The following is a 22,041-nucleotide window of genomic DNA, read 5'->3' as shown; positions in this document are numbered from 1 at the left end:
CCGGCCCGACGAGGGGATGACCGAAGGCAGGTGCTCCGAGTCTTGGAGCATACGAGCGTAGGCTTTCAGGGATGCGGATCGGCGAGCTGTCCAAGCGCACGGGCGTGAGTCCGCGCTCCCTGCGGTACTACGAGGAGCAGGGCCTGCTGACCAGCGCACGCTCCGATGCCGGGCAGCGCCACTATTCCGATGCCGAGGTCGAGCGGGTGTCGCTGATCCGGCAGCTGTTCGCCGCGGGTATGTCCAGCCGCGTGATCGCGTCGGTGCTGCCGTGTGTCGAGACCCCGAGTGACCCGGGCGTCACCGAGTCGGCGTTCGTGACGATGACGCGCGAGCGCGACCGGATCGACGCCGACATCGCCGACCTGATCGAGACCCGGGACGCACTCGACGTACTGATCAGGATCAACCGCCGGCACTGGGCGGAGCTGTCTACCGCCCGCAAACCGATGACACCGGCGGCCTGATGCTGTGACCCGCGCCTCCGCCGGTTGCCCCTTACATCGATGTCAGCGGTGAGGATGGCCGCAGAGCCCGGAACCACCGGGCCGGTCACACCGGAGGTAACGAATCATGGGACAGGCGTGGGGTTTCGGCAGGTATGGCGGGCCCGAGGTGCAGGAGTTCTTCGATCGCCCCGAGCCAGTCCCCGGTCGCGGCGAGGTGCTGATCCGGGTCGATGTCGCCGGCGTGAATCCCCTCGACCACATGGTGCGCTCGGGTCTGGTACCAGGACTCGACGGCGGGCGTCCGTTTCCCCGTGTCCTCGGCATGGAGGCAGCGGGAACCGTTCTCGCCCTGGGCGAGGGCGTCGACGGGCTCGAGGTGGGTGACGCGGTGTTCGGCTTCGCACTCACCGGTGGCGGCACCTATGCCGAGACGACGGTGCTGTCCGCACCGAACACGGCTCGCATCCCGGTGGGCCTGTCCGCGACCGTGGCGGCAACGCTGCCAGTGGCCGGGACGACCGCGGTGGACGCGCTCGACCAACTCGGCTTCCCGGCCGGTGCTACGGTCCTGGTCAACGGCGTCGGAGGTGGGGTCGGCCTTCTCGTCGCCCGGCTGGCCGTCGAGCGCGAGCTGCGGGTGATCGGCATCGGGAGTACCGCCAAGCGCGAGCCCGCCGAGGCCATCGGGGTACGGTTCATCGACTACACCGCCGGGGATGTCGTCGCTGCGGCACGCGAGCTGGTTCCGGACGGCTTCGACGGGATCGTCGACCTGGTCGGAGGCACCTCGCTGCGGACGGTCGCTCCCCTGGCCAAGGATTCCCACAACGTCATCGCCGTGGGTGACATGTCTGTGCCCGAGATCGGTGGGCGTTTCGTCGCGCGTCGTCTCGACCGCGAGAACCTGGAGCGGGCCGCACGGCTGGCCCTCGACGGAGTCCTCCCACCCGTGATCACTGCGGTCCATCCACTCGCCGACGCTCCGGCCGCCCTCGCCACCGTCGAGAACGGTCATACTTCGGGCAAGGTTGTCATCAAGGTGGCATGAGACGCGTCCGCCGACGCCGGAAACCACGGGTGCGGCCTGACGAGAGTCCGTGGTCACCAACCGCCGCGGCCGGGGCGGGTCCCAGACTCACGCCGGGGGAAATCGTGAGCAGACAGCAAGACCCGAATTTCCGCTCGAACGGGACCACGACTCGGGTCTGTCACGGTAGGCGTGACAGAGCCGGTGGTGGCTCTGGCTCACTCTCGGTGGACTCATCACGCGGGGTGACGGTCGGCCGGGGCAGATCACGCGTTGTCCGCGGCAGATGCGGATGTCGCTAAGCGACCTCGGGCAGGGCGGCCGCGGTCCGGCAGAAGCGGGTCCGGGCCGGCATCGGCGACGACGTACGGCACCGGGAGAAGTGGCGCCCGGCGTCGAACATGATCGACGGAATGACCGAGCAGTGGAGCCCGGCAAAGCCGCCAGCGGTCTCGGGCTGCGGCTACGGCGACTGCTCCAACGGGGGCCTGGTAGCGCTCGCTGTCGCCCGCGTCATGCGGTTGAGGCGGGCGACCCCGCGGCGGCAGGGGCGGGCCTGTGCTCGCGGAGCATGGCCAGCAGCCCGGGGAAGCGTTGTTCCACCTCGTCGTACCGGAGCGTGACCAGCCGGCGGATGCCGTCGACGCGGGTACGGATCAGGCCGGCATCGCGCAGCACCTTCATGTGGTGCGACAGGGTGGACTTGCCGATGGTGACGCCGGTGTTCCTGAGGACGTCGCTGCCACAGGTCCAGTCCCCGGCGGCGTCGAGCGCCCGCACGAAGGTGAGCCGTACCGGGTCGGCGAGCGCGCTGAGCACCACGTCGATCGTCACGGTCTGGAGGGCGGGTTCGATCACCTCGGTCACAAGAGGAAGCGTAGCCAATGCTTGCGGGAGGTTCGATCCACGCCGTACCGTTCGATGTGGATCAAACCGAACGACGCAGATCGAACATTGGACGGATCATGAAGGCGATCATCTACCGTGACAACGGCGGCCCCGACGTTCTCCAACTCGTCGAGCGTGACCGGCCCGCGCCGGGTCCCGGCGAGGTCCGCGTCCGGGTCGCCGTGTCCGGCGTCAACCCGACCGACTGGCAGGCCCGCTCCGGCGTCGCCCACCGCAAGCTCTTCCGTGAGATCACCCCGCACCTCGACGGCGCCGGAGTGATCGACGCCGTCGGTGAGGGCGTCGACCCAGGCCGGGTCGGGCAACGGGTGTGGCTGTTCATGGCCGCCGCCGGGCGGCCCACAGGCACCGCCGCCGAGTTCACCGTCGTGCCCGCCGACCATGCCGTGCCACTGCCCGACGAGGCCGGCTTCGACGCCGGCGCCTCGCTCGGCGTACCCGCGCTCACCGCACACCGCGCACTGACCGTCGCCGAGGACGGGCCGCGCCGCCTGTACCCCGGCGCACTCGACGGCAAGATCGTGCTCGCCGTCGGCGGGGCCGGCGCGGTCGGGCACGCGGTCATCCAGCTCGCCCGATGGGCCGCCGCCACCGTGATCAGCACGGTCAGCAGCCCGGAGAAGGCGAAGCTGGCCACCGCGGCCGGCGCCCACCATGTGATCAATTATCGCGAGGGCGACCCAGCCGCCGCCATCCGTGCCATCGCCCCGGACGGCGTCGACATCGTCGCCGAGGTGGCGCTAGGCGCGAACCTCGCACTGGACCTGGCCGTGCTGCGCACGCGCGGCACGATCGCGACTTACGCCAACGAGGGCGGACGAACGGTCGAGCTGAACGTGGGGCAGAACATGGTGCTGAACACACGCTTGCAGTTCCTGGTGCTCTACACGGCGGGCCCGCAAGCGCGCGCCATCGCGGTCGAGGACGTCGCCGCAGCGGTCCGCGACGGCGCCCTGCCGGTCGGCGAAAAGCACGGCCTGCCACTGGTCCGCTTCCCGCTGCACCGCACCGCCGACGCTCACCGGGCAGTGGAGACCGGCACGATCGGCAAGGTACTGGTGGACGTCACGCCCTGAAGTTCAGTCAGCAGGCGCACCTCTGCCTCGCCGGTCCGGCGCTGGTGGTGCTTGCCAGCCCGGAGGGGGTCCGCCGGCCCGGGCAGGCGTTGCGGCAGGCAGCGGATGCGCTGCGCCGCTACCGCGAGCAGCGCGACCACGACCGGCAGCGGGCAGCCGGGGTCGTGCGTTACGCCGACGAGCTCGCCGCCGCGGCCGGGCATGCGGCGACGACCGCGCAGCGCTGGCACGAGCATCGGCAGCAGGCGCAGCAGAGTCTCGACGCCACCTGGGCGGCGTGGCAGGACGCCGACATGCGCCTGGCCCGCGCCCGGGCCGCCGCCGCGTTCCCGGTGCCGCAGGTCACGGCCGGGCCGGCGCAGGACATCGACCGGGAACGCGTGCTGCGCCGCACGGTGCCGGCCGCCGCCCGACGCGGCGAACTACCTATCGCCGCGGTGGCCGACGCCCTCGCCGGCCGTAACGGCTGGAACCCGCGCCTGCACCCGGCCGAACAGGAGCTACACGTGCGCCGCGCGGCCGCCGCGTACCTGGCCCGGCGCTACCGGGCCGGGTTCTCCCGGCGTCGCTGACACCATGCCCGTACCTGCCCATACCGGAGTATGAGCGGGTACGGGCAGGTACACCAGATCACTCGGTGCGGTGCTGCTCGCCGTCGGCGCCCCGATGCGCCAGCTCGGCGCGTTCGGCGCGCTGGCGTTCGGCGCGCTGGCGTTCGGCGCGCTGGCGTTCGGCGCGCTGGCGTTCGGCGGCCGCGGTGGCTTCGGCGGCGGCCGCGGCGGTCGGGCGCGCTCCAGGGACGCGCGCAGGTTGGTGATCTCGGCGGTCAGCCGCTGGGCGTCGGCGCCGGTGGTGGCGGCGCACCGGGCTGCCTCGGCCGGCTCCTACGGGCGGGCGGCGAGCACGTCGGCCGCCATGACGATCAGCTCCTGCACCGCCGCCCCCGGGTCGTCCGGGGCCGCACCGATCGGCTCGGGCCACCGGCAGCGCTCCAGCAGCAACTCCACCACGCCGGCCTGGTTGACGATGTCGTCGGCGTCGATCGCCCCGGGCAGGATGCGGACCTCGACGGTGTCCCGCACCGGGGTGTCGCTGAACAACTGGGTCAGGTTGACGTCGAAGTACTTGGTGAGGCCCCCGGCGTCGGCTGCCTCCCGCAGGTCGGCCCAGGTGGGCGTGCCCTCGACCGCGCGCACCAGTTCCGCCGGCAGGGGCGCCAGCCGCAGGCACGCCGGGTTCGTGCCCAGCAGCTGCCGTAGCGGCTCGCGCCAGTGTGCGAACAGGCGCACGACGTTGGCCGCGGCGTGCGCCTCGCGGAACGGGCCGCCGTCGAGGTGCAGGTGCACGGCGGCCTCGTGCGGCACGGTGAAGCCCAGCTCGCGCGCCGGGGCCAGGAGACGTTCCAGTTCGGCGTGGTGGTCGGCCGTCAGGGGCGCGGTGACGACCTCGCATCCCCGCTCCCGTTCCCCGCCCTGCGGTGCCGCCAGGGCGATGGTGACGCCGCTCGGGTCGTCCAGCCGGTACACGTCGTCGAGCTGCTGGGCGGTGGTCCGCCAGAGGCGCGCCGCCTCGTCCAGCGCCGTCGCCGCGTCGGCGCCCGGGTCGCTGTGCAGGGCGAGCAGCCGCAGCAGGCGGGCGTCGTCGCCGAGGATGCGGAACCAGCCCGGCGGCGCCGGTCGGCGTGGATCCAGGTCGGCCAGCAGCGTGATGTCGTCGACCAGCGTGCACAGCAGCTCGCCGTCGGCCCGGCGCACCTCGAAACCCTGGCTGAGGCGCAGGAACCGGCCCAGGCCCGGCACCAGGGACGGCTCGCTGTCGTGGTGCCACACCGGCCGGACGGTGCCGCCGGAGCGGGACGCGATCTCGTCGGCCAATGTGCGCCGGCTGCTGCCCCGGGGGGCGAGCAGTTCGATCTCGAAGCCGATCCGGCCGCGCAGCGTCGCCGTCACCCTTGCACCTCGCAAAGCTCGTTGGTCACGATCACTAGACGGTCACCGGAAGCCGGTGGTCACCGGGCATCGGGCGGGAGAGATCTCCGGCACCGGCACGGGCGAAGAGCCGCTCGACCGTACGCGCGAAGCGCCGCGGATCACCGGTGCACCGCAGGTCCACCGTAGCCAGCAGGTCGCGGGACGCCGGGCGCGGCCCGTACGCGACCTCACGACCGACGGCGGCGGCGGTCGCCGCGGCGGTCCCGGGGCCGGCGGTGACCAGGGGAACCGCGTCGCCCACGGCGGCCCGGATCGCCGGGGCCAGGAACGGGAAGTGCGTACAGCCGAGGATGAGGGCGCCCACGCCGGCCTCGACGATCGGGGCCACCCGGCGGCGGACGACCGCGCCGGCCAGGGCGCCGGTCGTCGTTCCCCGCTCGACCAGGGTGACGAGTTCGGGGCCGGCGACGCCGACCACCGTGGCGCCGGCGACCGCGGACAGGGCGCGCGGATAGACGCCGGCGGCGATCGTGGCGGCGGTGCCGAGGACGCCGATCGGCCGGCCCACGGCGCCGGCGGCGGCGAGGCGGTCGATCGCCGCCCGCGCGGTCGGCGCCACCACGTCGACGACCGGCACCGGGTAGCGGCTCCGGGCGACCGCCAGTCCCGCCGCGGCGGCGGTGTTGCAGGCCACGACGAGCACGTCCGCCCCGGCCTCGACCAGCCGGTCCAGACCGGCGAGCACCAGCTCGACGACCTGGTCCGGCGGCTTGTTCCCGTACGGGGCGTGCGCCGTGTCGGCGAGGTAGACGATCCGGGCGTCGGGCAACGCCTGCCGCAGGTCGGCGGTCACGGTGAGACCGCCGACGCCGGAGTCGAACACCCCGATCGTCAGCGTCCGGGGGCCGCGTGGCGCGCCGTCGGCACGGCGCACCACACGGGCCGGGATCCGGTCGCTCAGGGCCGGATCGGCAGGGTCTGCCCGGCCAGCAGCTTGGCGCCCGCCTTCACCTTGGCGTCGTACGGCGACGTGGTCTTCCACAGCTTGGCCAGCTTGACCGCGTCGTCGTAGTCGTAGCCGGCGGCGAAGAACGCGTTGACCTGCTTGTCCTCCTCCGGCTCGGCGGGGGGCGTCGCCGGCTTGATCGGCAGGGTCTGCCCGGCCAGCAGCTTGGCTCCGGCCTTCACCTTCGCCTGGCCCGGGTCGGCCAGCTTCCACAGCTTGGCCAGCTTGACCGCCTCGTCCCAGCCGTACCCGGCGGCGAAGTAGGCGTCCAGCCGGGCCTGCTCCTGCTTCTCGGCCGACGGCGCGATGGGCAGCTTCTTGCCGGCGAGCAGCCGCTTTCCGGCCTCGACCTTGGCGTCGTACGGCGTCTTGGTCTTCCACAGCTTGGCCAGCTTGACCGCGTCGTCGTAGTCGTAGCCGGCCCCGAAGAACGCGTTGACCTGCTTGTCGGCCTGCGCCTCGCTGTTCGCGTGCGGCTTGATCGGCAGGGTCTGCCCGGCCAGCAGCTTGGCTCCGGCCTTCACCTTCGCCTGGCCCGGGTCGGCCAGCTTCCACAGCTTGGCCAGCTTCACCGCGTCGTCCCAGCCGTACCCGGCGTCGAAGAACGCCGCCCGCTGCGCGTCGTGCTCGGAGTCGGTCGGGGCGGACCCCGGCGGGATCGGCAGCGTCTGGCCGGCGAGCAGCCGACGGCCGGCCTCGGCCTTGGTGGCGCTGAGGTCGGTGATGTTCCACAGCTTGGCGAGCTTCTCGGCCTCGTCCAGCCCGTAGCCGGCGGCGAAGTAGGCGTTGCGCGCCTGCTCCTCACTCACCGACGCGGAGGGGGACGGGGCGGCCTTGTCCTTGGCCGATGCGGTGGCGGCCACCTGGTTGACGTGCGCCGGCTTGGAGACCTCGGACGCGAAGGCCGCCGGCACGCCGACGAGACCGACGAGCAGACCGGCCCCGACGGCGACGCCGCCGGCGACCTGCACACCGCGGCGACGCCGCTTCGGCGTACGGGAGAGCTCCTCGACCGCGGCGTAGACAGCGGCCGGGTCCGGAGTCCTGTTCTCGTTCAGTCCGAACGACTGCTGCCGGTCGTCGTTCTCACGCATGCTTCTCGCCCATCTGTTGATCGGTGTTGACGTCTAGTGAGACGCCGGCCATCACCCGATCTGTTGCCTCGAGGGCGAAAGTTTCCCGTACGGTCATCCGGCGCCACCCTTCGTCCCACACCAGGGCGAGGTTGCGTCGAGTCGAAGTGGTGGATGGACCGGACCTCTCGGGATAGGAGAGACGGCCATCGCAGATCCTTGGCGGCCAGGTGTGCCGGCAACGTCGGACCTTGCAACTGCCGGAGTTCTGTAGTCGTACCGACTGACTACCGGGATCCCGGTCAGCAGCTGCTTCCGCGGGCCCGCGACTGGGGGTCGCCCGTCGACGGGCCGAGTCGGCATACCGACGGCATCCCCGACGTCTGGGACGACGACCCCGTCCGGCGCTGACCGCCGGCATGGCCTTCCCGCCCGGTGCGGGACAGGCGTACGGTGAGCGACAGGTGTGCCGGGAAGTCTGGTCGGCGGTCATAGATCCACGCCTCGACCCGGAAGGCCTCCTGCGATGACCGATCCCGCGCTGCGCACTGTCGACCTCACGAAACGGTACGGTCGCCTGACCGCCCTCGACACCCTGAATTTGGACGTCGTCCCGGGTGAGGTGTTCGGGTTCCTCGGACCCAACGGTGCCGGCAAGTCCACCACCATCCGCCTGCTGCTCGGCCTCGCCCGCCCCACCGCCGGGCGGGCCGAGGTGTTCGGCGGCGACGCCCTCGACGTGGCCCGCGCTCACCGGCACCTGGCCTACGTGCCCGCCGATGTGGCGTTGTGGCCGCAACTGACCGGCGCCGAGATCCTGCACCTGCAGGCCCGCACCAGCCCGGGCACCGATGTGGCGTACCGCGACGAGCTCGTCGAACGGTTCGCCCTCGACCCGTCGAAACCGGCCCGCACCTACTCCACGGGCAACCGGCAGAAGATCGCCCTGATCGCCGCGTTCGCCACCCGGGCCCCGCTGCTGGTGCTCGACGAGCCGACCAGCGGCCTGGATCCGCTGATGGAACGCGAGTTCCGCACCGCGGTCCGCCACGCCCGCGACCGCGGGCAGACCGTGTTCCTGAGTTCGCATCAGCTCGCCGAGGTCGAAGCCGTCTGCGACCGGGTCGCCATCCTGCGCGCCGGCCGGCTCGCCGACGTCTCCACGATCAGTGACCTGCGCGGCCTGCACCGGGCCGAAGTAACGGTCAGCTACACCGGCACCGCACCGGATCTGAACGCGATTCCCGGTGTCGAGGCGATCGAGCCGGCCGGCGAACAACGCCTGCGGTTCACCCTGACCGGCGAGCCCGCCCCCGCGCTGCGGGCCCTCGCCGCGGCGGAGGTCACCGGCCTGAGCATGCGGGAACCCAGCCTGGAGGAGATCTTCCTGGACTACTACGGGACGGAGACGGTCCGATGAGCCTCGGCACCCTTTCCGCCCCCGCCGACTTGCGGGTGACATCGGCTCCTGCGCCGGGCCGTGCTGTCACGTGGCTGGCCGTCCGCCAGATCCGGCGTGGCGCTCTCATCGTCGTCGGGCTGGCCGCGGGGATGACCGCGCTGGTCGCCGCCACCTACGCGCAGGTGATGGCCGACCCCGCGGCGGCCGGAAGTCTGCAGGCCCTGGCCGGAAACCCGGCGATCCGGACCCTGTTCGGCGCCCCGATCGGCCTCGACACCGCCGGTGGATTCACCGTCTGGCGGGTCGGCACCGTCATCGCGGTCCTGCTCGGCACCTGGTCGATCCTGGCGACCACCCGGATCACCCGCGGTGAGGAGGACGCCGGCCGCTGGGACCTGCTGCTGTCCAGCCGCCTACCAGCCCCGGCCGTACTGCTGCGCCACCTGATCCCCGTGATGGTGGTCGCGGCCGCCACCGCGACCACCATCATGGCCGTTCTGCTGCTGGCCGGCACCGAACCGGCAGGCGCGCTGCTGCACGGCACCGGAACCGGCCTGCTCGGGATGTTCTTCGCCGCGGTAGCCGCACTGGCCGTCCAACTCTTTCCAGCCCGTTCCCCCGCGACCGGGACGGCAGTGGCGGTACTGGGCGTCAGCCTGCTGGTCCGCATGATCGGTGACGGGGTCACCGCACTCGGTTGGCTGCTCTGGCTGTCGCCGTTCGGGCTGCTGTCACACACCGGGCCCTACGTCCACAACCGCGTCCCACCGCTGCTGTTGCTGGCCGCCGCGACCGCGCTGCTCACAGTGTTGGCCCTGGGCGTCGCCCGCCGTCGCGACGTTCGCGACGGTCTCATCCCCGCGGCAGCCGGGCGACGTCCACGCACGCTGCTATTGGCCAGTGCGGCAACGTTCGCGGTACGCCGGGTGCTGCGGCCGCTGGCCGGGTGGATGCTCGGTATCGGCGCCTACTACCTGCTGATCGGGCTGACCACGGTGTCGGTCACCGACTTCCTGCGCGACAACCCGGCCATGGCCGGCGAGGCGTCACAGGCCGGCTTCGAAGAGTTGGGCAGCACAGCCGGGTTCGCCGCGACGCTGTTCGCGATCCTCGCCATGCCCGCCGGGGGCTTCGTCACCGTCCGGATGACCGCGTTCCTGGCGGCCGAGTCCGACCGGAGGCTCACGTTGCTTGCGAGTCAGCCGATCACCCGGCTCCGGCTGATCGGCGCCGAGATCACCGTCATCGCCGCAGCCGCAGCGGTCCTGATCACCGGAGCCGGCCTGGCGACCTGGCTCGGTGTCACCGCCATCGGTGGCGAGCTAGCCGTAACCGACGCCCTACGCGGCACGTGGAACGTGCTGCCGATCGTGCTGCTCAGCCTCGGCGCGGCGGTGTTCGCGGTCGGCTGGGCGCCACGCTGGACCGGGCTTGTCGGCGGCCTTCCCACCATCGGTGGGTTCCTGCTGCTGGTCACCGCCGAGAGCATCGCAGCACCGGACTGGGTTCGCGACCTCTCACCATTCGCTCACCTGGCACCCGTGCCGCTCACCGAGGCCAGCCTGGCGACTTCGGCCGTCATGCTAGCGCTCGCCACGCTCCTGACCTTGCTGGGCATCGCCGCCTACCGCCGCCGCGATTTGCTGTCCTAACGCAGGTCAGTGACGTGGCGGCAGGAGTTCCGGCCGTACCTCATCGCCGACGGTGAGCAGCGGCGATGTCGTCAATACACCGACATGTGAGTGCTGGGGCCGAGGAAGCGCAGGTGGTCGTCGATCATCTGCTCGAAGGCGGGCGCGCCGCCTGGGTGCCCGCCTCGCCTCGCCGCCAGGCGAGGCTGTGGCGTGCGATCAGAGTGTGGGGGTGCTCAGCACCCAGAATTCGCTCACAATCCTCGAGCAGCTGTTCGGCGGCGGTCGCAGCGCCGGGATGTCCGGTCCGGCTCCGCCACCAGCCACTGCTGTGGCGGGCGTCCAGGGTGTAGGGGTGCTCGGGACCCAGGATCGGCAAACAATCCTCAAGAAGCTGCTCGGAGGCGGCGATCGCACCACCGGGATCCCCGGCCTCGCCCCTCCACCAGGCAAGGCGGTAGCGGGCGCTCAGCGTGTGGGAGTGCTCGGGACCGAGCTGCTCATGGGCGGTGGCGTGCAGGTCGGCGAAGTAGTCGCGGGCGGCGGTGACGTACCCGGCCTCGCCGAGGCTGCTACCGGCGCGGAACAGGACGGGGTGGGCGCCGGCGGCGGTGGTCCACAGGAGGCGGCCGGTGTTCCGGTGCAGGATGCCGGGCGATCTCCGGACCGGTCATCGGAGGAAGCGGCGCCACCAGCGTGGGGCGTGCTCCCGTGCGTACCGTGGCGGTCGGTTGACCTCGTCGCTGTCGGCGCTGGTTCGCTGGCCCGGGTCGACCTCTCGCGCCTCCAGCCGCGGGTGGACGAGCAGGGAGTCGATGCAGGCGCGGCTGCAGCCCAGGTAGGTACTGTTCTGATCCGCGTCGGTGACCACGCACCAGCTGCGGTCGTCGGGCCACCACATGTTCGGCAGCCGCGCGTACGACGGCCGTCGATGGCCTCCCGCGGGCTGGTCCAGCCGGGTGGTGGCGGCGTCCAGAGGGCCGGTGAGCAGCAGCATCGGCCGGTCCGGCACGCCGACGTGGGGCACCCCGTCGCGCGGCAGCACCAACGTCTGGTGCCCCGCCCAGACGGCGAACCAGCAACGGTGCGGCGTGCGGGTGTACGCCCGGAGCACGTCGACCAGCAGCAGCGCCGTCGTCTTGGGGAGAACGCCCGGCCACGGCGCGGTGGTCCACAGCGTGCCGTCCCGCCCGTCCCGCGGCTCCCAGAGATCCTCCGGTTCGCGCCACCGCCCGTCCGCTCCGATCCAGGTGCCCGCGATCGCCTCCCACTGCATCCCGGGATGCGCATGACGGCCGTTGGCAGCCGCGACGGTGTCCCAGCGCACCGGCTTCTCGCCGGTCGGGCCCTCGACCCACGCGGGGTGGAACACCCGGGCATAGGCGGCGAACCCCGCGGGCACCAGTGCTCCCACCTCGCCGCGCCGTCGGTCGCGCACGCCCTCGACGACCCAGGCCGCAGGACTGACCTCGGTGACCAACTCCAACCTGCCGACCCGGTACGGCTGCGCCATCTCACCAGTGTCCCGGCTGCCCGCAAGCCTCGGCGGATCGCCGTGGCGGCCGACGCGAACGCTCGGGCGGCTCGCCGGCGGCGTGGCCGGCGAAGCACTCGACGAGGGGCCGAGTGGGTCGCACCGGCCGTGAGGGAACAGGCGACCGCTTTCCGGATCCGGCATGACGAGGTAGCTCCAGGCCAGCTCCGGCTCCCGCAGAAGAACCGTGGTCGCCGTCGAGCAGAGGAGGTCACCGGCGAAGCCCGGCTCGGGTGCGGCGCCGCCGGAGTTGACGAACCGCTGCACCGCGAGGCGTGACCCGTTCTCGTGGGCGTGCGCCCAGATCGCGGCCAGGAGAGGATCGGCCGCGTTCTCCTGTTCGCCGGGTTCGGTGAGCCGGAGCCACGCCACGAAAGCCACCGGCTTCCCGTCGCCCGGCCGGCGGCACACCCGGAAAGCGTGCGGCCGGCGGTCGAGCCAGAAGCCGACCACGTCCCGCTCCCCCTACCTGCCGGCCATGGCCAAAACCTCCTCGCGGTCGCCGTCGCGCGGCGCGCCCTGCTCGACCTCGCCCCCGTCCGTGCCAGGTCGTGAATCGCGCCATCGTGTCGCTGTACCGATGCAGGTAGTTCAACGCCTGAACAGCGGGTGTCACGTCCGGCCCGGTCGCGTTGAGGGCCCGGTCGGCGAAGTGATTCCACAGCGTCCATGGACATGGACGGCCGCCGGAAAGGGGTGGTTCGCGATCCGGCGCCGCCACCGTAGGCGGGTCCGCGCCAGCGTCGCTTCAAGTTCGAAGCAAAGCGCGCCGCAGGTGACTGCACCCCACATACTCAGAATTCGAAACAAGTATGGTAGGTACATGGCATCGGATCACTCCGCGAGCAGCGCCCCCGGCGTCCCCTCGCTCCCACCACAGCAGTTGGCGACCTACTTCGCCCTCATGGAGTCGGTCAGCCTGCTGCAACACCAGGTCGACCAGCACCTGCGCAAGGAAGGCGCGATCAGCTACGTGCAGTTCCAGCTGCTGGCCCGTCTCGCCGATGCCGGCGGACCGCTCACCATGACCCAGCTGGCCGACGGCGTCGTCTACAGCCGTAGCGGGCTCACCTACCAGGCCGGACTACTCGAGAAGGCCGGCCTCATCACTCGCGACACCTACCCCGACGACGAACGCGCCACCCTCGTCACCCTCACCGACGACGGCGCCGCCCTCTTCCGTCGTGTGCTGCCCGGCCACATCGACGCCGTCCGCCGCCTCCTGTTCGCCTCCCTCAACGATCAGGACGTCCAGCAACTCGGCGACATCATGACCCGCATCCGCGACCAGATGCGCGCCCATCCGCCCCGATCGGCCGCACCGCGCAAGCGGCGAACCGGTCGCAAAGCCTCGCCGCCGGCGGCAGCCGGGACGGACTGACCGGCGCAGCGGACGAGCATCCGGGACCGGCTCTCGTGCGGCGGCGCCTATACCCAGCGGCATAGATGAAAGCCTCACTCAAGCGGGATCCGGTGCCTGTCACCGGCTGCCAGACTCGACAACATGAAGAACGACACGACCCACCGCGGGTGGGTGGCCTACCTGGCGGTTCCGTTCGTTGTGCACCTGGTGCTCAGCGCCCTCGCCCGGACCGACCAGTTCGCCGGCGGTCCGCTGCAACACTTCTTCGTACGCGTGGGCATCGCCGTCATCGTCACAGCGGTCATCGCCGCGGTCGCGTCCGCGATTCGCGCCCGTACCCGATGACGACCGGATCGCGCATTCGATCAGAACCCCGCCGGCGTCGGCGCGCCGGAGCCGCGAAGGAACACGCAACCGGCTGGGGCGGCAGGCATGACGGCGGTGGCCGCATCGATCTCGCGGCCCTCCCGAGCCAGCGCCTGATGCACACCAGCTCGTCGGGAGCGCGCCGACGGTCCGCAACGGCACTCGACGCAGAGACGGATCCCGTGCGGAGCGCGCCCTAGCCGGTACGGATGTCCGGCGCCGACCGCCTCCCTCCGCCGACGGGTACGCCGGGGCGGCGGCAGTCACGTCACCGATGCCGCATGGCCGTGACGTGCGCGGGTCGCCCGACGAGCCTCTGCCGCGCTCAGCGGAGGTCGGGGCGCTCGCCTCGATGCGCCGTGCGTCACACTCACCACTATTGCTTCGACTTCGAAGCGTGCTACGGTTAGCATCATGCTTCGAAATCGAAGCAACTCAGGAGGATGAGGACGTGACCTTCACGCTTCCATCGCTCAGGCCCTGGCCGGTGCGACTGCCCCGCCCGTCGGTGACGTCGCCTCACGCCGCGCCGCCCTGGAGGGCTTGATCGGCCACACCGACAGCGCCCAGCCTTGACCGTTGTCGTCGTCGCGGGATGGGTCGAGGGTGATGAGACCTTCACTTCATGGTGGGTGCCGGTCGCCGCGATCGGGCCGCTGCTGTCGGCGACCTTCGCGGCCCGGGTCCTGACCGGCGCGGACGTCGGCCTGGAGCGGGCCACGCCGCGGCAGCGGCCGGGGTGGCGCGCCGCCCATGCCGCCGGAGGGCTGGCCCTGGTCGTACTCCCCACCGCGATGGCCGGCGCCGCCGGACTCGACCCCGCGGCGACCCTGGCCGTCGTCCGTAACGGCGTCGGCCTATTCGGTCTCATGCTGCTGTTCAGCACCGTCATCGGCGGGCCCGGCGTGTGGATGCCGGCGTGCGGGTACGTGGCCTTCGTCCTGACCGCGGCGCCCCACGACGACTCCGCGGGCGCGGCGTGGTGGGCATGGCCGGCGCAGCCGGGTACCACCGGAATGACCTGGCTGGTCGCCGCGGCCCTCCTGATCATCGGATCGGCCGTCTACCTGCGGCGTGACTCGGCGGTTTGAGCCTGTGGCCGACGTGGCCCGCTGCCGATGGGCAGCGAGCCACGTCGATCACCTTCTGCGGCGGCCGTCGTCTCGCCCCTGCCGATCCGACGGCGCGTCCGGGGCAGCCGCCTCCGGCAACCGGTCGGTGCGGCGTCGCGCGTGGCCCCGGACGGACGAAGCGGGCGCCTGCAACGGTCCACCGCGGCGGTGCTGCTCAGTTGCCGCATGGTGACCGAACGGGCACTCTCTAAACGCCCATAGATCTCAAAGATCAATAAAAATTGACATAAAAATGCTTATGCATACTCCACCCTGCTGGTCAAGACCTGCAGCTAACTGCCAGGGATGAGTACGGTTGCGCGAAGGTTGCTGACGGCCGCGGATAAAACGGCGTGCTCCTAAGCAGATTCAGCCTCCAAGAACTACGCCCCCGATCTTTTTCATCCGGCCGTCATTGTCGTGTCACGACATGTCATGGGCCGGCGTTCGCCGCTGCTCGCCTGCGGCCGTTCCAGGAAGAGGAATGGTTAGTTGAATCGGACCGATCGTCCACGATCACGCACGCCCTGGCCGATATCACCGTGGAGGCGCCGAGGCGCCGTGACCACGTCGGTGAACCGGGCCCTGCTGTTCGGGATGCCCGTCTCCCTGGTCGCCGGCCTGCTCTCGGTGACCGCGCCGGCCACCCCCGCCGTTGCGGCGCCCGCGGCGGCGGTGTCCTGCCCCGATGAGCTGCCGGACGAGCACGCCGCGCTGATCACCGCGCGAATGTGTCACGGCGACGTCGGCATCGCCGGTCTGACTTCCGCCACCGACCGGGCCGTCGCCACCCCGAACGGCACCGTACGGCTGGAACACAATTTCCGCCCCGTCCGGATCAAGCAAGGCAACGTGTGGAAGCCGATCGACACCACACTGAGCTTCACCGCGGACGGCCGCGTCGCGCCGAAGGCAGCCGCCGCCGCGGTGACGTTCTCGGCCGGTGGCACCGCGCCGATGGTCACCGTCGCTCACGGCGCCACCTCGGTCGGACTCGCCTCGCCCGTCGGGGCGCTACCGGCTCCACGACTGTCCGGTGACACGGCCACGTACGCCGACGTCCTGCCCGGGGTGGACCTGGAGCTGACCGCGGACGTCGACGGGTACTCCCAGGTCCTCGTCGTCAAGAACGCCCGCGCGGCAGCCAACCCCAAGCTCCGCCGACTGTCCTTCGGCCTCACCGGAGGGGGCGCCACCCTCAAGACCGACCCGGCCGGGAACCTGCGCGCCACCGACAAGAAGGGCGCGGTCGTCCTGAACGGCAGCACCCCCCTGATGTGGGACGCCACCGCCCAGGCCGCGCGCAAGGCGCACACCCGTACCGCGCCCGCATCGCCGGGCGCCTCCGCCCCGCATGCCCGGCCGCGCCAGGTGACGATGCCTGCCGCGGTCGCCACCGGAGCGGTCACCATCACCCCGAACCAGCAGGTTCTCACCGGCCCCGACACGGTCTACCCGGTCTACATCGACCCCGGCCTGACCGTGAACCGGGCCGGGTACGCCGTCGTGAGTTCCGCCTCGCCCGACACGACGTTCTGGAACATCCCGGACGACGCCTACGTCGGTTCCTGGGACGGCGGGGTCAGCAAGTACCGGTCCTTCTTCTCGTACGACCTCACCGGCAGCCCTCTGCCCGGCAAGTTCGTGACCTCCGCCACGCTGAACCTCACCGGCACCTACGCGTCCAGCTGCACGCCGACGCCGTTCGAGGTGTGGTCCACCGCCGTGCCCAGCAGCACCAGCACCTGGAACAACCAGCCGGACTGGTACAGCAAGCAGTCCACGTCGTCGACCACCCTCGGTGGTTCTGCCGCCTGCCCGGCCGGCCCCGTCGCCATGGACGTCACCAGCTACCTGCAGGCCGCGGCGGCCAGCGGCTGGAACGGCATGGCCCTCGGCCTGCGCGCCAGCGACGAGTCCGACCCCAACGGGTGGAAGCGGTTCGCCAACAACCCGACCCTGACCCTGACCTACACCGACTACCCGACCGCCGCGGAGCTGTCGACGTCCCCGGCGACGCCGTGCACGACCGGCACGAACCGGCCGTACCTCAACACCGCCACGCCGCAGCTGCAGGCGCGCATCACCGACCCCGAGGGCGCCCAGGTGCGAGCGGAGTTCGCCTGGTCGACCATCGGCGGCACGGCCATCGGCAGTGCTCAGCCCACGCCGGGCCGGGCCTCCGGGCAGACCCAGTCCACGACGGTGCCCGCCGGGGCCTTCGCCAACGGCGGCAGCTACTCCTGGAAGGTCCGCGGCTTCGACGGCACCGCCTGGGGCCCCTGGTCGACGCCTTGTGAATTCACCGTCGACACCGCCGCACCCACCACCGGGCCCACCGTCTCCTCGGCCACCTACCCGGCCGACACCTGGGCCGGCACGACCGGCACCACCGGCACTTTCAGCTTCAACGCCGCCGGTGCCGCCGATGCCGCCGCCTACGTGTACGGCCTCGACGCCGACCCGGCCACCGTGGTCAACGCCGGCACGCTCGGCGGCAGCGCCACGATCAGCCTCACCCCGGCCGCGGACGGTCCGCACGTGCTGAAGGTGCAGACGCGCGACCGCGCCGGCAACCTGTCCCCGATCACGTCGTACGCCTTCCTGGTCGGCACCGGTGCGGTCACCGCCCCGGCGGCCGGTACGCAGACCGCCGGCAAGGTGACGCTGTCGGGCCGCAGCAAGAGCACCAGCTCCGGCATCACCTACCAGTGGCGCCGCGGTGACACGGACGCCTGGACCACCGTTCCGGCCGGCGACGTCACCACCGCCACCGGCGGCGCGGTCACCTGGCCGGTCGCCACCACCGGATCCGGCGCCTACCCGAACCTCGTCTGGAACGCCGCCCAGACCGTGAACAACGCCGAGGCCGGCCCGGACCCGCTCAACGGCCCGGTACAGATCCGCGCCTCGTTCTCGGGCACCACGACCGGTACGAGCTCCGGCGTCTCGGTGACCCTGGACCGCAACCGGTCCGATGCGGCCAGCACGGGCGTCGGCCCGGGCGAGGTCAACCTGCTGACCGGCAACTACGCGCTGACCGGTGTCGATGTCGAGACCATCAGTGGCCTGGGCCTGCACCGCACGTTCAACTCCCGGCGCCCGGCGGACATCGACCCGCTCTTCGGCCCCGGCTGGATCTCCGGCATCGAGGCGCCGGACGCCGGTACCTACAACAAGCTCACCGTGACCGGTGGCCTGGCCCAGGTCGGCCTGGCCGACGGCACCAGCCTTGGCTTCACCAAGAAGGCCACGACCAGCACCGGAGCCACCTTCACCGGGCAGGTCGGGATCGGGGCGTACGCCCTGACCTACACCACGACGGGTGACACCTACCAGCTCGTCGAGCCGTCCGGGGACATCGTCACGTTCGCCCGGCAGAGCAGCGGGGTCTACACCCCCACGGCGCTGACGTCCGCCGGTCTCAGCACCAGTGCCAAGATCTCCTGGGAGACGGTGACCGTCAACGGCGCCACCGTGACCCGGCCCACGGCGGTCCTCGACACCTCGTCGGACGGGATCAACTGCACCACCCCGGTACGCGGCTGCCGGCGGCTGAACCTTTCCTACGCCACCGCTACGACCGCCACCAGCAGCACCCCCGGCGACTTCGTCGGACGGGTCAAGCAGGTCACCCTCACCGCCTGGGATCCCGCCCTGGCGACTCCGGCCATGCGTACCGTCGTGCTCACCCAGTACGCCTACGACAGCACCGGCCGTCTGCAGGCCGCCTGGAATCCGGCACTCGACTACCTCAGCGCCGGCGTCACGACCCACGTGGCGACCAAGTACACCTACAACACCGACGGGACGATCAGCACGCTGACCCCGGCCGGTGAAGCGCCCTGGCAGTTCACCTACACCACCGTTCCCGGCGACACCGGCGCCGGCCGGCTCTACAAGGTGACCCGCTCGGCGGGGTCCGCCGGCACCTCGGTGGAGACCATCGTCTACAACGTCAAGATCTCCGGGGCGGGCGCGCCGGTCGACATGGCCGCCAATGCCGCCCGCTGGGGCCAGAGCGTCCTCCCGGTCGACGCCACCGCCGTCTACCCGGGCGACATCGTCCCGGACGGCAACCCGGCCACCGGCACGCTGCCGACCTACTCCGACGACGACCGGATCACCGTCACCTACATGGACGGCGACGGCCGCATGATCAACCGGATGTACCCCGGCGGGACCCTCGACGCCACCTGGTACGACAGCTTCGGCAACGTCGTGCGGCAACTCGACCCGGACAACCTGGCCGAGACCCTGTACGCCTGGGACAACGACACCGCCGCCGCGGAAGCGGCAGTCGCCCGGCGCGAGTCGACCGAGTACGTCTACAGCGCTGACGGGCAGCGCCTGCTGGAGAGCCTGGCGCCGGAGCGCAACGTCGTGCTGGCCGACTGGGACTCGGTCCGCGGACGCACCCACACCACCTACGCCTATGACGAGGGCGCGCCCAGCGGCGTCGTCTACAACCTGGTCACCACGCAGACCACGTCGATCCGCTACGTCGACAACGGTGCGAGCCTGGACGCCGACAAACGCGTCACGGCCCGCGCCTACGACTGGCCGACGCGGGAGTTGAAGTCGGAGACGATCGACCCCACCGGCCTGGCGCTGACCACCCGCTACACCTACGACAGCACCAGCAAGCAGATCACCTCGGTCACGACACCGGCCGGTGACGCGACCGGGACCACACCGTCCACCCGCAGGACCGTCTACTACCGCACCGGCACCGGCAGCGGGTACAGCGAATGTGACAACCGCCCCGAGTGGGCCGGCCTGGCCTGCCGGGTGTTCACCGGGGGTCAGCCCGCCGGGACCGAGCTCCCCACGACCGTGACGACGTACGACATCTTCGGCCAGGTGCGCTCCACGATCGAGAAGAATTCGACCGGCACCCTGCGCACCACCACGTACACCACCGACGGCGCCGGCCGGCGCACCGACGTCGAGATCAGCTCCGCGGTGGGAACCGCGCTGGAGAAGCGGCACATCGTCTACGCGCCGGCCACCGGCCGGGAGGCGGCGGTGCAGACGCTCAACAGCAGCGGAACGGTCACCGGCGCGGTCACCTCGGCCTACGACACCCTCGGCCGGCGCATCTCGTACACCGACGCCGACGGGAACACCTCGACCACCACCTACGACCTGTTGTCACGACCGGCCACCATCAACGACGGCAAGGGCACGCAGACCCTGACCTACGGCGCCTCCGGCGAGTACCGCGGACGCCTCACGAAGGTCGTCGACAGCCAGGCCGGCACCTTCACCGCCACCTACAACAAGACCGGTGAGGTCATCGCCGAGACCCGGCCCGACGGCGTCACCGTCAACTACCAGTACGACGAGACCGGCCTGGACGTCGGCCGCGAATACGTCATGGACGACGGCTCCTACCTCTACTACGACTACGCCGGCGCCGACGCGCACGGGAAGAACCGCTGGGACGCCTCCAGCTTCAGCAACTCCGGCTTCGGCTACGACAACGCCGGCCGCATCACCGACGTCCGGCAGGACACCCTGCAGGGCTGCGCGCTGCGCACCTACACCTACGACAGGAACAGCAACCGTACGAAGCGGGTCAGCCGTGGCCCCGACAGCGCGGGCCTGTGCCAGGACAGCAACCCGGCCACCACGCAGAGCTGGTCGTACGATGCGGCGGACCGTCTCACGTCGGCGGGCTACAGCATGGACGCGTTCGGTCGCACGCTCGCCGTCCCGGCCGGGGACGGCACGGCCGGCGCGACCGGGGACACCAAGCTGACCTACTTCACCAACGACCTGACCCGCACCGTCACCCAGGGCGCCACCCAGACCACCTACGTCCCCGACGTCGTCCTGGAGCGCTACCGCAGCCACAGCACCACCACCGGCGGCACCACGGTGAACACCGTCAACCACTACAGCGACGAGACCGACAGCCCCGCGTGGGTCTCCGAGGGTTCCTCGTACACCCGCACCATCCGCGGCGTCGTCGGGTTCAACGGCACCTACGCCAGCGCCACCAACCAGGTGGAATGGCCGATCGTGAACCTGCACGGTGACGTGGTCGCCATCCACCTCGCCGGGGCCGCGGGCCTGGTCACCACCAGGGTCACCGATGAGAACGGGCAGTCGGTCACCGGCGCCGCAGCCCCGCGCTACGGCTACCTGGGCGCACACCAGCGCGCCACCACCAACGCCGGTGGCCTGATCACGATGGGCGTCCGGCTCTACAACCCGGCCACCGCCCGCTTCCTGTCCACCGATCCGGTCTACGGCGGCAACGACAACGCGTACGAGTACTGCCGCGGCGACGTCGTCAACTGCACCGACCTGTCGGGCATGGAATCCGAGGTCACCGTCCCGGCGCTCTACATCTACAAACCGAGTCTGGGGTCACTGCACGACTTCTGCACCAAGGCGCCGGACAGCTATTTCCGCGCCAACTTCCGGGGGCCCTGCGCCCGCCACGACATGTGCTACGAGCGTCCGGGCAAGCGGAAGGCCTACTGCGACAGCACCTTCCACAGCCACCTGATGAACAATTGCCGCTACGCCTACGGCCGATTCAACCCGATGCGGCAGTCGTGCTACGGCATCGCGGACAAGTATTACCTGGCGGTGGTCACCTTCGGTGATGATGACGCCTGAGTAGTGATGCCGGGCGGGCCGTGCACCGGCCCGCCCGGCATCACCGTTTGTGCCTTTCAGACCGGACCGCCGGTCCGAGCGCGATAATCGACGACGACGATCGAGGAGACTCTTCCATGCCGGTGAGACGCAGCCCGCTGTTCCAGGTCACCGCCGCCGCGTCCGTCGCGGTGCTGTCCGCGGGAGCGTGGCTGGGGTGGCTGGGCTGGGACGACGAGTATCAGACCGATCCGGTCACCGGCACCGAGAGCGGCCCCTACCAGACCTGGCAGATCGCCGGCTGCGCGCTCACTCTGCTGATCCTGCTGAGCGCCGCAGTGCTCGGCCGCGTCCGGCCGCTGTACGCGTCGGCTGCCCTGACCCTCGGTTTCACCGCGACCTGGACCATCCAGGCGGCGCTCAGCGACGACAGCGGCCTGTTCGCAGCCGGGGCCCTGATGCTGCTGGTCGGGCTCAGCGTGGCGTGCGCGATCGTCTGCGCCCTGCTGACCGGCCTGCAGGACCGCCGGCCGCGGTCCTGACGTACCGA

The 22,041-nt window shown here is 71.3% G+C and carries 17 protein-coding genes; 11 read left to right on the top strand and 6 right to left on the bottom strand.

The annotated features are described in order from the left end of the window. Nucleotides 1-71 precede the first annotated feature (71 nt). Together ACTEI_RS10415 and ACTEI_RS10410 are read left to right on the top strand one after the other, a co-directional pair. The gene (locus ACTEI_RS10415; RefSeq protein WP_122977467.1) at nucleotides 72-467 is read left to right on the top strand and encodes a MerR family transcriptional regulator; all 396 of its coding nucleotides are present in this window, start codon (nucleotides 72-74) and stop codon (nucleotides 465-467) included. 106 nt (nucleotides 468-573) lie between these two features. Then, nucleotides 574-1,497, top strand: coding sequence for an NADP-dependent oxidoreductase (locus ACTEI_RS10410; protein ID WP_122977466.1), 924 nt, complete (start codon nucleotides 574-576; stop codon nucleotides 1,495-1,497). Nucleotides 1,498-1,989: 492 nt separating this feature from the next. Here ACTEI_RS10410 and ACTEI_RS10400 read toward each other — a convergent pair whose 3' ends face one another. Beyond that, nucleotides 1,990-2,343 (bottom strand): ArsR/SmtB family transcription factor, encoded by a 354-nt coding sequence (locus ACTEI_RS10400; protein ID WP_239082320.1) that lies wholly within the window; start codon nucleotides 2,341-2,343, stop codon nucleotides 1,990-1,992. Between the two features lie 98 nt (nucleotides 2,344-2,441). On the opposite strand from ACTEI_RS10400, the gene ACTEI_RS10395 reads away from it, so the two are divergent. Together ACTEI_RS10395 and ACTEI_RS10390 are read left to right on the top strand one after the other, a co-directional pair. Next, nucleotides 2,442-3,461: an NADPH:quinone reductase gene (locus ACTEI_RS10395; RefSeq protein ID WP_122977464.1), complete on the top strand. Its 1,020-nt coding sequence runs from the start codon at nucleotides 2,442-2,444 to the stop codon at nucleotides 3,459-3,461. Nucleotides 3,462-3,505: 44 nt separating this feature from the next. Beyond that, entirely contained in the window at nucleotides 3,506-4,033 is a 528-nt protein-coding gene (locus ACTEI_RS10390; RefSeq protein ID WP_145830842.1) for a hypothetical protein, read from the top strand. A gap of 312 nt (nucleotides 4,034-4,345) precedes the next feature. Here ACTEI_RS10390 and ACTEI_RS10385 read toward each other — a convergent pair whose 3' ends face one another. The 3 genes from ACTEI_RS10385 to ACTEI_RS36855 are packed head-to-tail and all read right to left on the bottom strand — an operon-like array spanning nucleotide 4,346 to nucleotide 7,492. Beyond that, nucleotides 4,346-5,410 (bottom strand): amidoligase family protein, encoded by a 1,065-nt coding sequence (locus ACTEI_RS10385; RefSeq protein ID WP_122977462.1) that lies wholly within the window; start codon nucleotides 5,408-5,410, stop codon nucleotides 4,346-4,348. A gap of 34 nt (nucleotides 5,411-5,444) precedes the next feature. After that, nucleotides 5,445-6,329: a glutamate racemase gene (gene murI / locus ACTEI_RS36860; protein ID WP_164465902.1), complete on the bottom strand. Its 885-nt coding sequence runs from the start codon at nucleotides 6,327-6,329 to the stop codon at nucleotides 5,445-5,447. A 20-nt stretch (nucleotides 6,330-6,349) separates the two neighbouring features. Then, nucleotides 6,350-7,492, bottom strand: a complete 1,143-nt coding sequence (locus ACTEI_RS36855; protein WP_164465901.1) for a hypothetical protein — start codon at nucleotides 7,490-7,492, stop codon at nucleotides 6,350-6,352. A gap of 505 nt (nucleotides 7,493-7,997) precedes the next feature. Between ACTEI_RS36855 and ACTEI_RS10375 the strand changes: the two genes are divergently transcribed. Both ACTEI_RS10375 and ACTEI_RS10370 read left to right on the top strand, forming a co-directional pair. After that, on the top strand, nucleotides 7,998-8,891 hold the full coding sequence (locus ACTEI_RS10375) for an ABC transporter ATP-binding protein (RefSeq protein WP_122977461.1): 894 nt from the start codon (nucleotides 7,998-8,000) through the stop codon (nucleotides 8,889-8,891). Next, nucleotides 8,888-10,525 carry an ABC transporter permease gene (locus ACTEI_RS10370; RefSeq protein WP_145830841.1) on the top strand — a complete coding sequence of 546 codons (1,638 nt, stop codon included), beginning with the start codon at nucleotides 8,888-8,890 and terminating at the stop codon, nucleotides 10,523-10,525. Before ACTEI_RS10375 ends, ACTEI_RS10370 begins: the two co-directional genes overlap by 4 nt. Before the next feature lie 124 nt (nucleotides 10,526-10,649). On the opposite strand, the gene ACTEI_RS39525 is transcribed toward ACTEI_RS10370, so the two are convergent. Then, nucleotides 10,650-10,883, bottom strand: coding sequence for a hypothetical protein (locus tag ACTEI_RS39525; RefSeq protein WP_483396351.1), 234 nt, complete (start codon nucleotides 10,881-10,883; stop codon nucleotides 10,650-10,652). A 291-nt stretch (nucleotides 10,884-11,174) separates the two neighbouring features. Further along, nucleotides 11,175-12,491: a hypothetical protein gene (locus ACTEI_RS10365; protein WP_122977459.1), complete on the bottom strand. Its 1,317-nt coding sequence runs from the start codon at nucleotides 12,489-12,491 to the stop codon at nucleotides 11,175-11,177. 370 nt (nucleotides 12,492-12,861) lie between these two features. On the opposite strand from ACTEI_RS10365, the gene ACTEI_RS10360 reads away from it, so the two are divergent. The 5 genes from ACTEI_RS10360 (at nucleotide 12,862) to ACTEI_RS10340 (ending at nucleotide 22,033) form a co-directional block, all read left to right on the top strand. Continuing rightward, nucleotides 12,862-13,419 carry a MarR family winged helix-turn-helix transcriptional regulator gene (locus ACTEI_RS10360; protein ID WP_122977458.1) on the top strand — a complete coding sequence of 186 codons (558 nt, stop codon included), beginning with the start codon at nucleotides 12,862-12,864 and terminating at the stop codon, nucleotides 13,417-13,419. Between the two features lie 123 nt (nucleotides 13,420-13,542). Continuing rightward, nucleotides 13,543-13,746, top strand: a complete 204-nt coding sequence (locus tag ACTEI_RS10355) for a hypothetical protein (protein WP_122977457.1) — start codon at nucleotides 13,543-13,545, stop codon at nucleotides 13,744-13,746. Nucleotides 13,747-14,339: 593 nt separating this feature from the next. Beyond that, nucleotides 14,340-14,858 carry a hypothetical protein gene (locus tag ACTEI_RS10350; protein ID WP_145830840.1) on the top strand — a complete coding sequence of 173 codons (519 nt, stop codon included), beginning with the start codon at nucleotides 14,340-14,342 and terminating at the stop codon, nucleotides 14,856-14,858. A 582-nt stretch (nucleotides 14,859-15,440) separates the two neighbouring features. Next, on the top strand, nucleotides 15,441-21,512 hold the full coding sequence (locus ACTEI_RS10345) for a phospholipase A2 (protein WP_122977455.1): 6,072 nt from the start codon (nucleotides 15,441-15,443) through the stop codon (nucleotides 21,510-21,512). 116 nt (nucleotides 21,513-21,628) lie between these two features. Further along, complete coding sequence (locus tag ACTEI_RS10340; protein ID WP_122977454.1) at nucleotides 21,629-22,033, top strand: hypothetical protein; 405 nt, start codon at nucleotides 21,629-21,631, stop codon at nucleotides 22,031-22,033. Nucleotides 22,034-22,041: the final 8 nt, after the last annotated feature.

This window comes from Actinoplanes teichomyceticus ATCC 31121 (assembly GCF_003711105.1).
Taxonomy (GTDB): Bacteria; Actinomycetota; Actinomycetes; order Mycobacteriales; family Micromonosporaceae; genus Actinoplanes; species Actinoplanes teichomyceticus.
This window is presented reverse-complemented; position numbering and strand designations above follow the sequence as displayed.

Excerpts from the sequence above, each read along its gene's own strand:
- ACTEI_RS10375 (WP_122977461.1), top strand. The coding sequence starts at position 7,998 with ATGACCGATCCCGCGCTGCGCACTGTCGACCTCACGAAACGGTACGGT.
- ACTEI_RS36855 (WP_164465901.1), bottom strand. The coding sequence starts at position 7,492 with ATGCGTGAGAACGACGACCGGCAGCAGTCGTTCGGACTGAACGAGAAC.
- ACTEI_RS10415 (WP_122977467.1), top strand. The coding sequence starts at position 72 with ATGCGGATCGGCGAGCTGTCCAAGCGCACGGGCGTGAGTCCGCGCTCC.
- ACTEI_RS10410 (WP_122977466.1), top strand. The coding sequence starts at position 574 with ATGGGACAGGCGTGGGGTTTCGGCAGGTATGGCGGGCCCGAGGTGCAG.
- ACTEI_RS10395 (WP_122977464.1), top strand. The coding sequence starts at position 2,442 with ATGAAGGCGATCATCTACCGTGACAACGGCGGCCCCGACGTTCTCCAA.
- ACTEI_RS10360 (WP_122977458.1), top strand. The coding sequence starts at position 12,862 with ATGGCATCGGATCACTCCGCGAGCAGCGCCCCCGGCGTCCCCTCGCTC.
- ACTEI_RS10355 (WP_122977457.1), top strand. The coding sequence starts at position 13,543 with ATGAAGAACGACACGACCCACCGCGGGTGGGTGGCCTACCTGGCGGTT.
- ACTEI_RS10340 (WP_122977454.1), top strand. The coding sequence starts at position 21,629 with ATGCCGGTGAGACGCAGCCCGCTGTTCCAGGTCACCGCCGCCGCGTCC.
- ACTEI_RS10370 (WP_145830841.1), top strand. The coding sequence starts at position 8,888 with ATGAGCCTCGGCACCCTTTCCGCCCCCGCCGACTTGCGGGTGACATCG.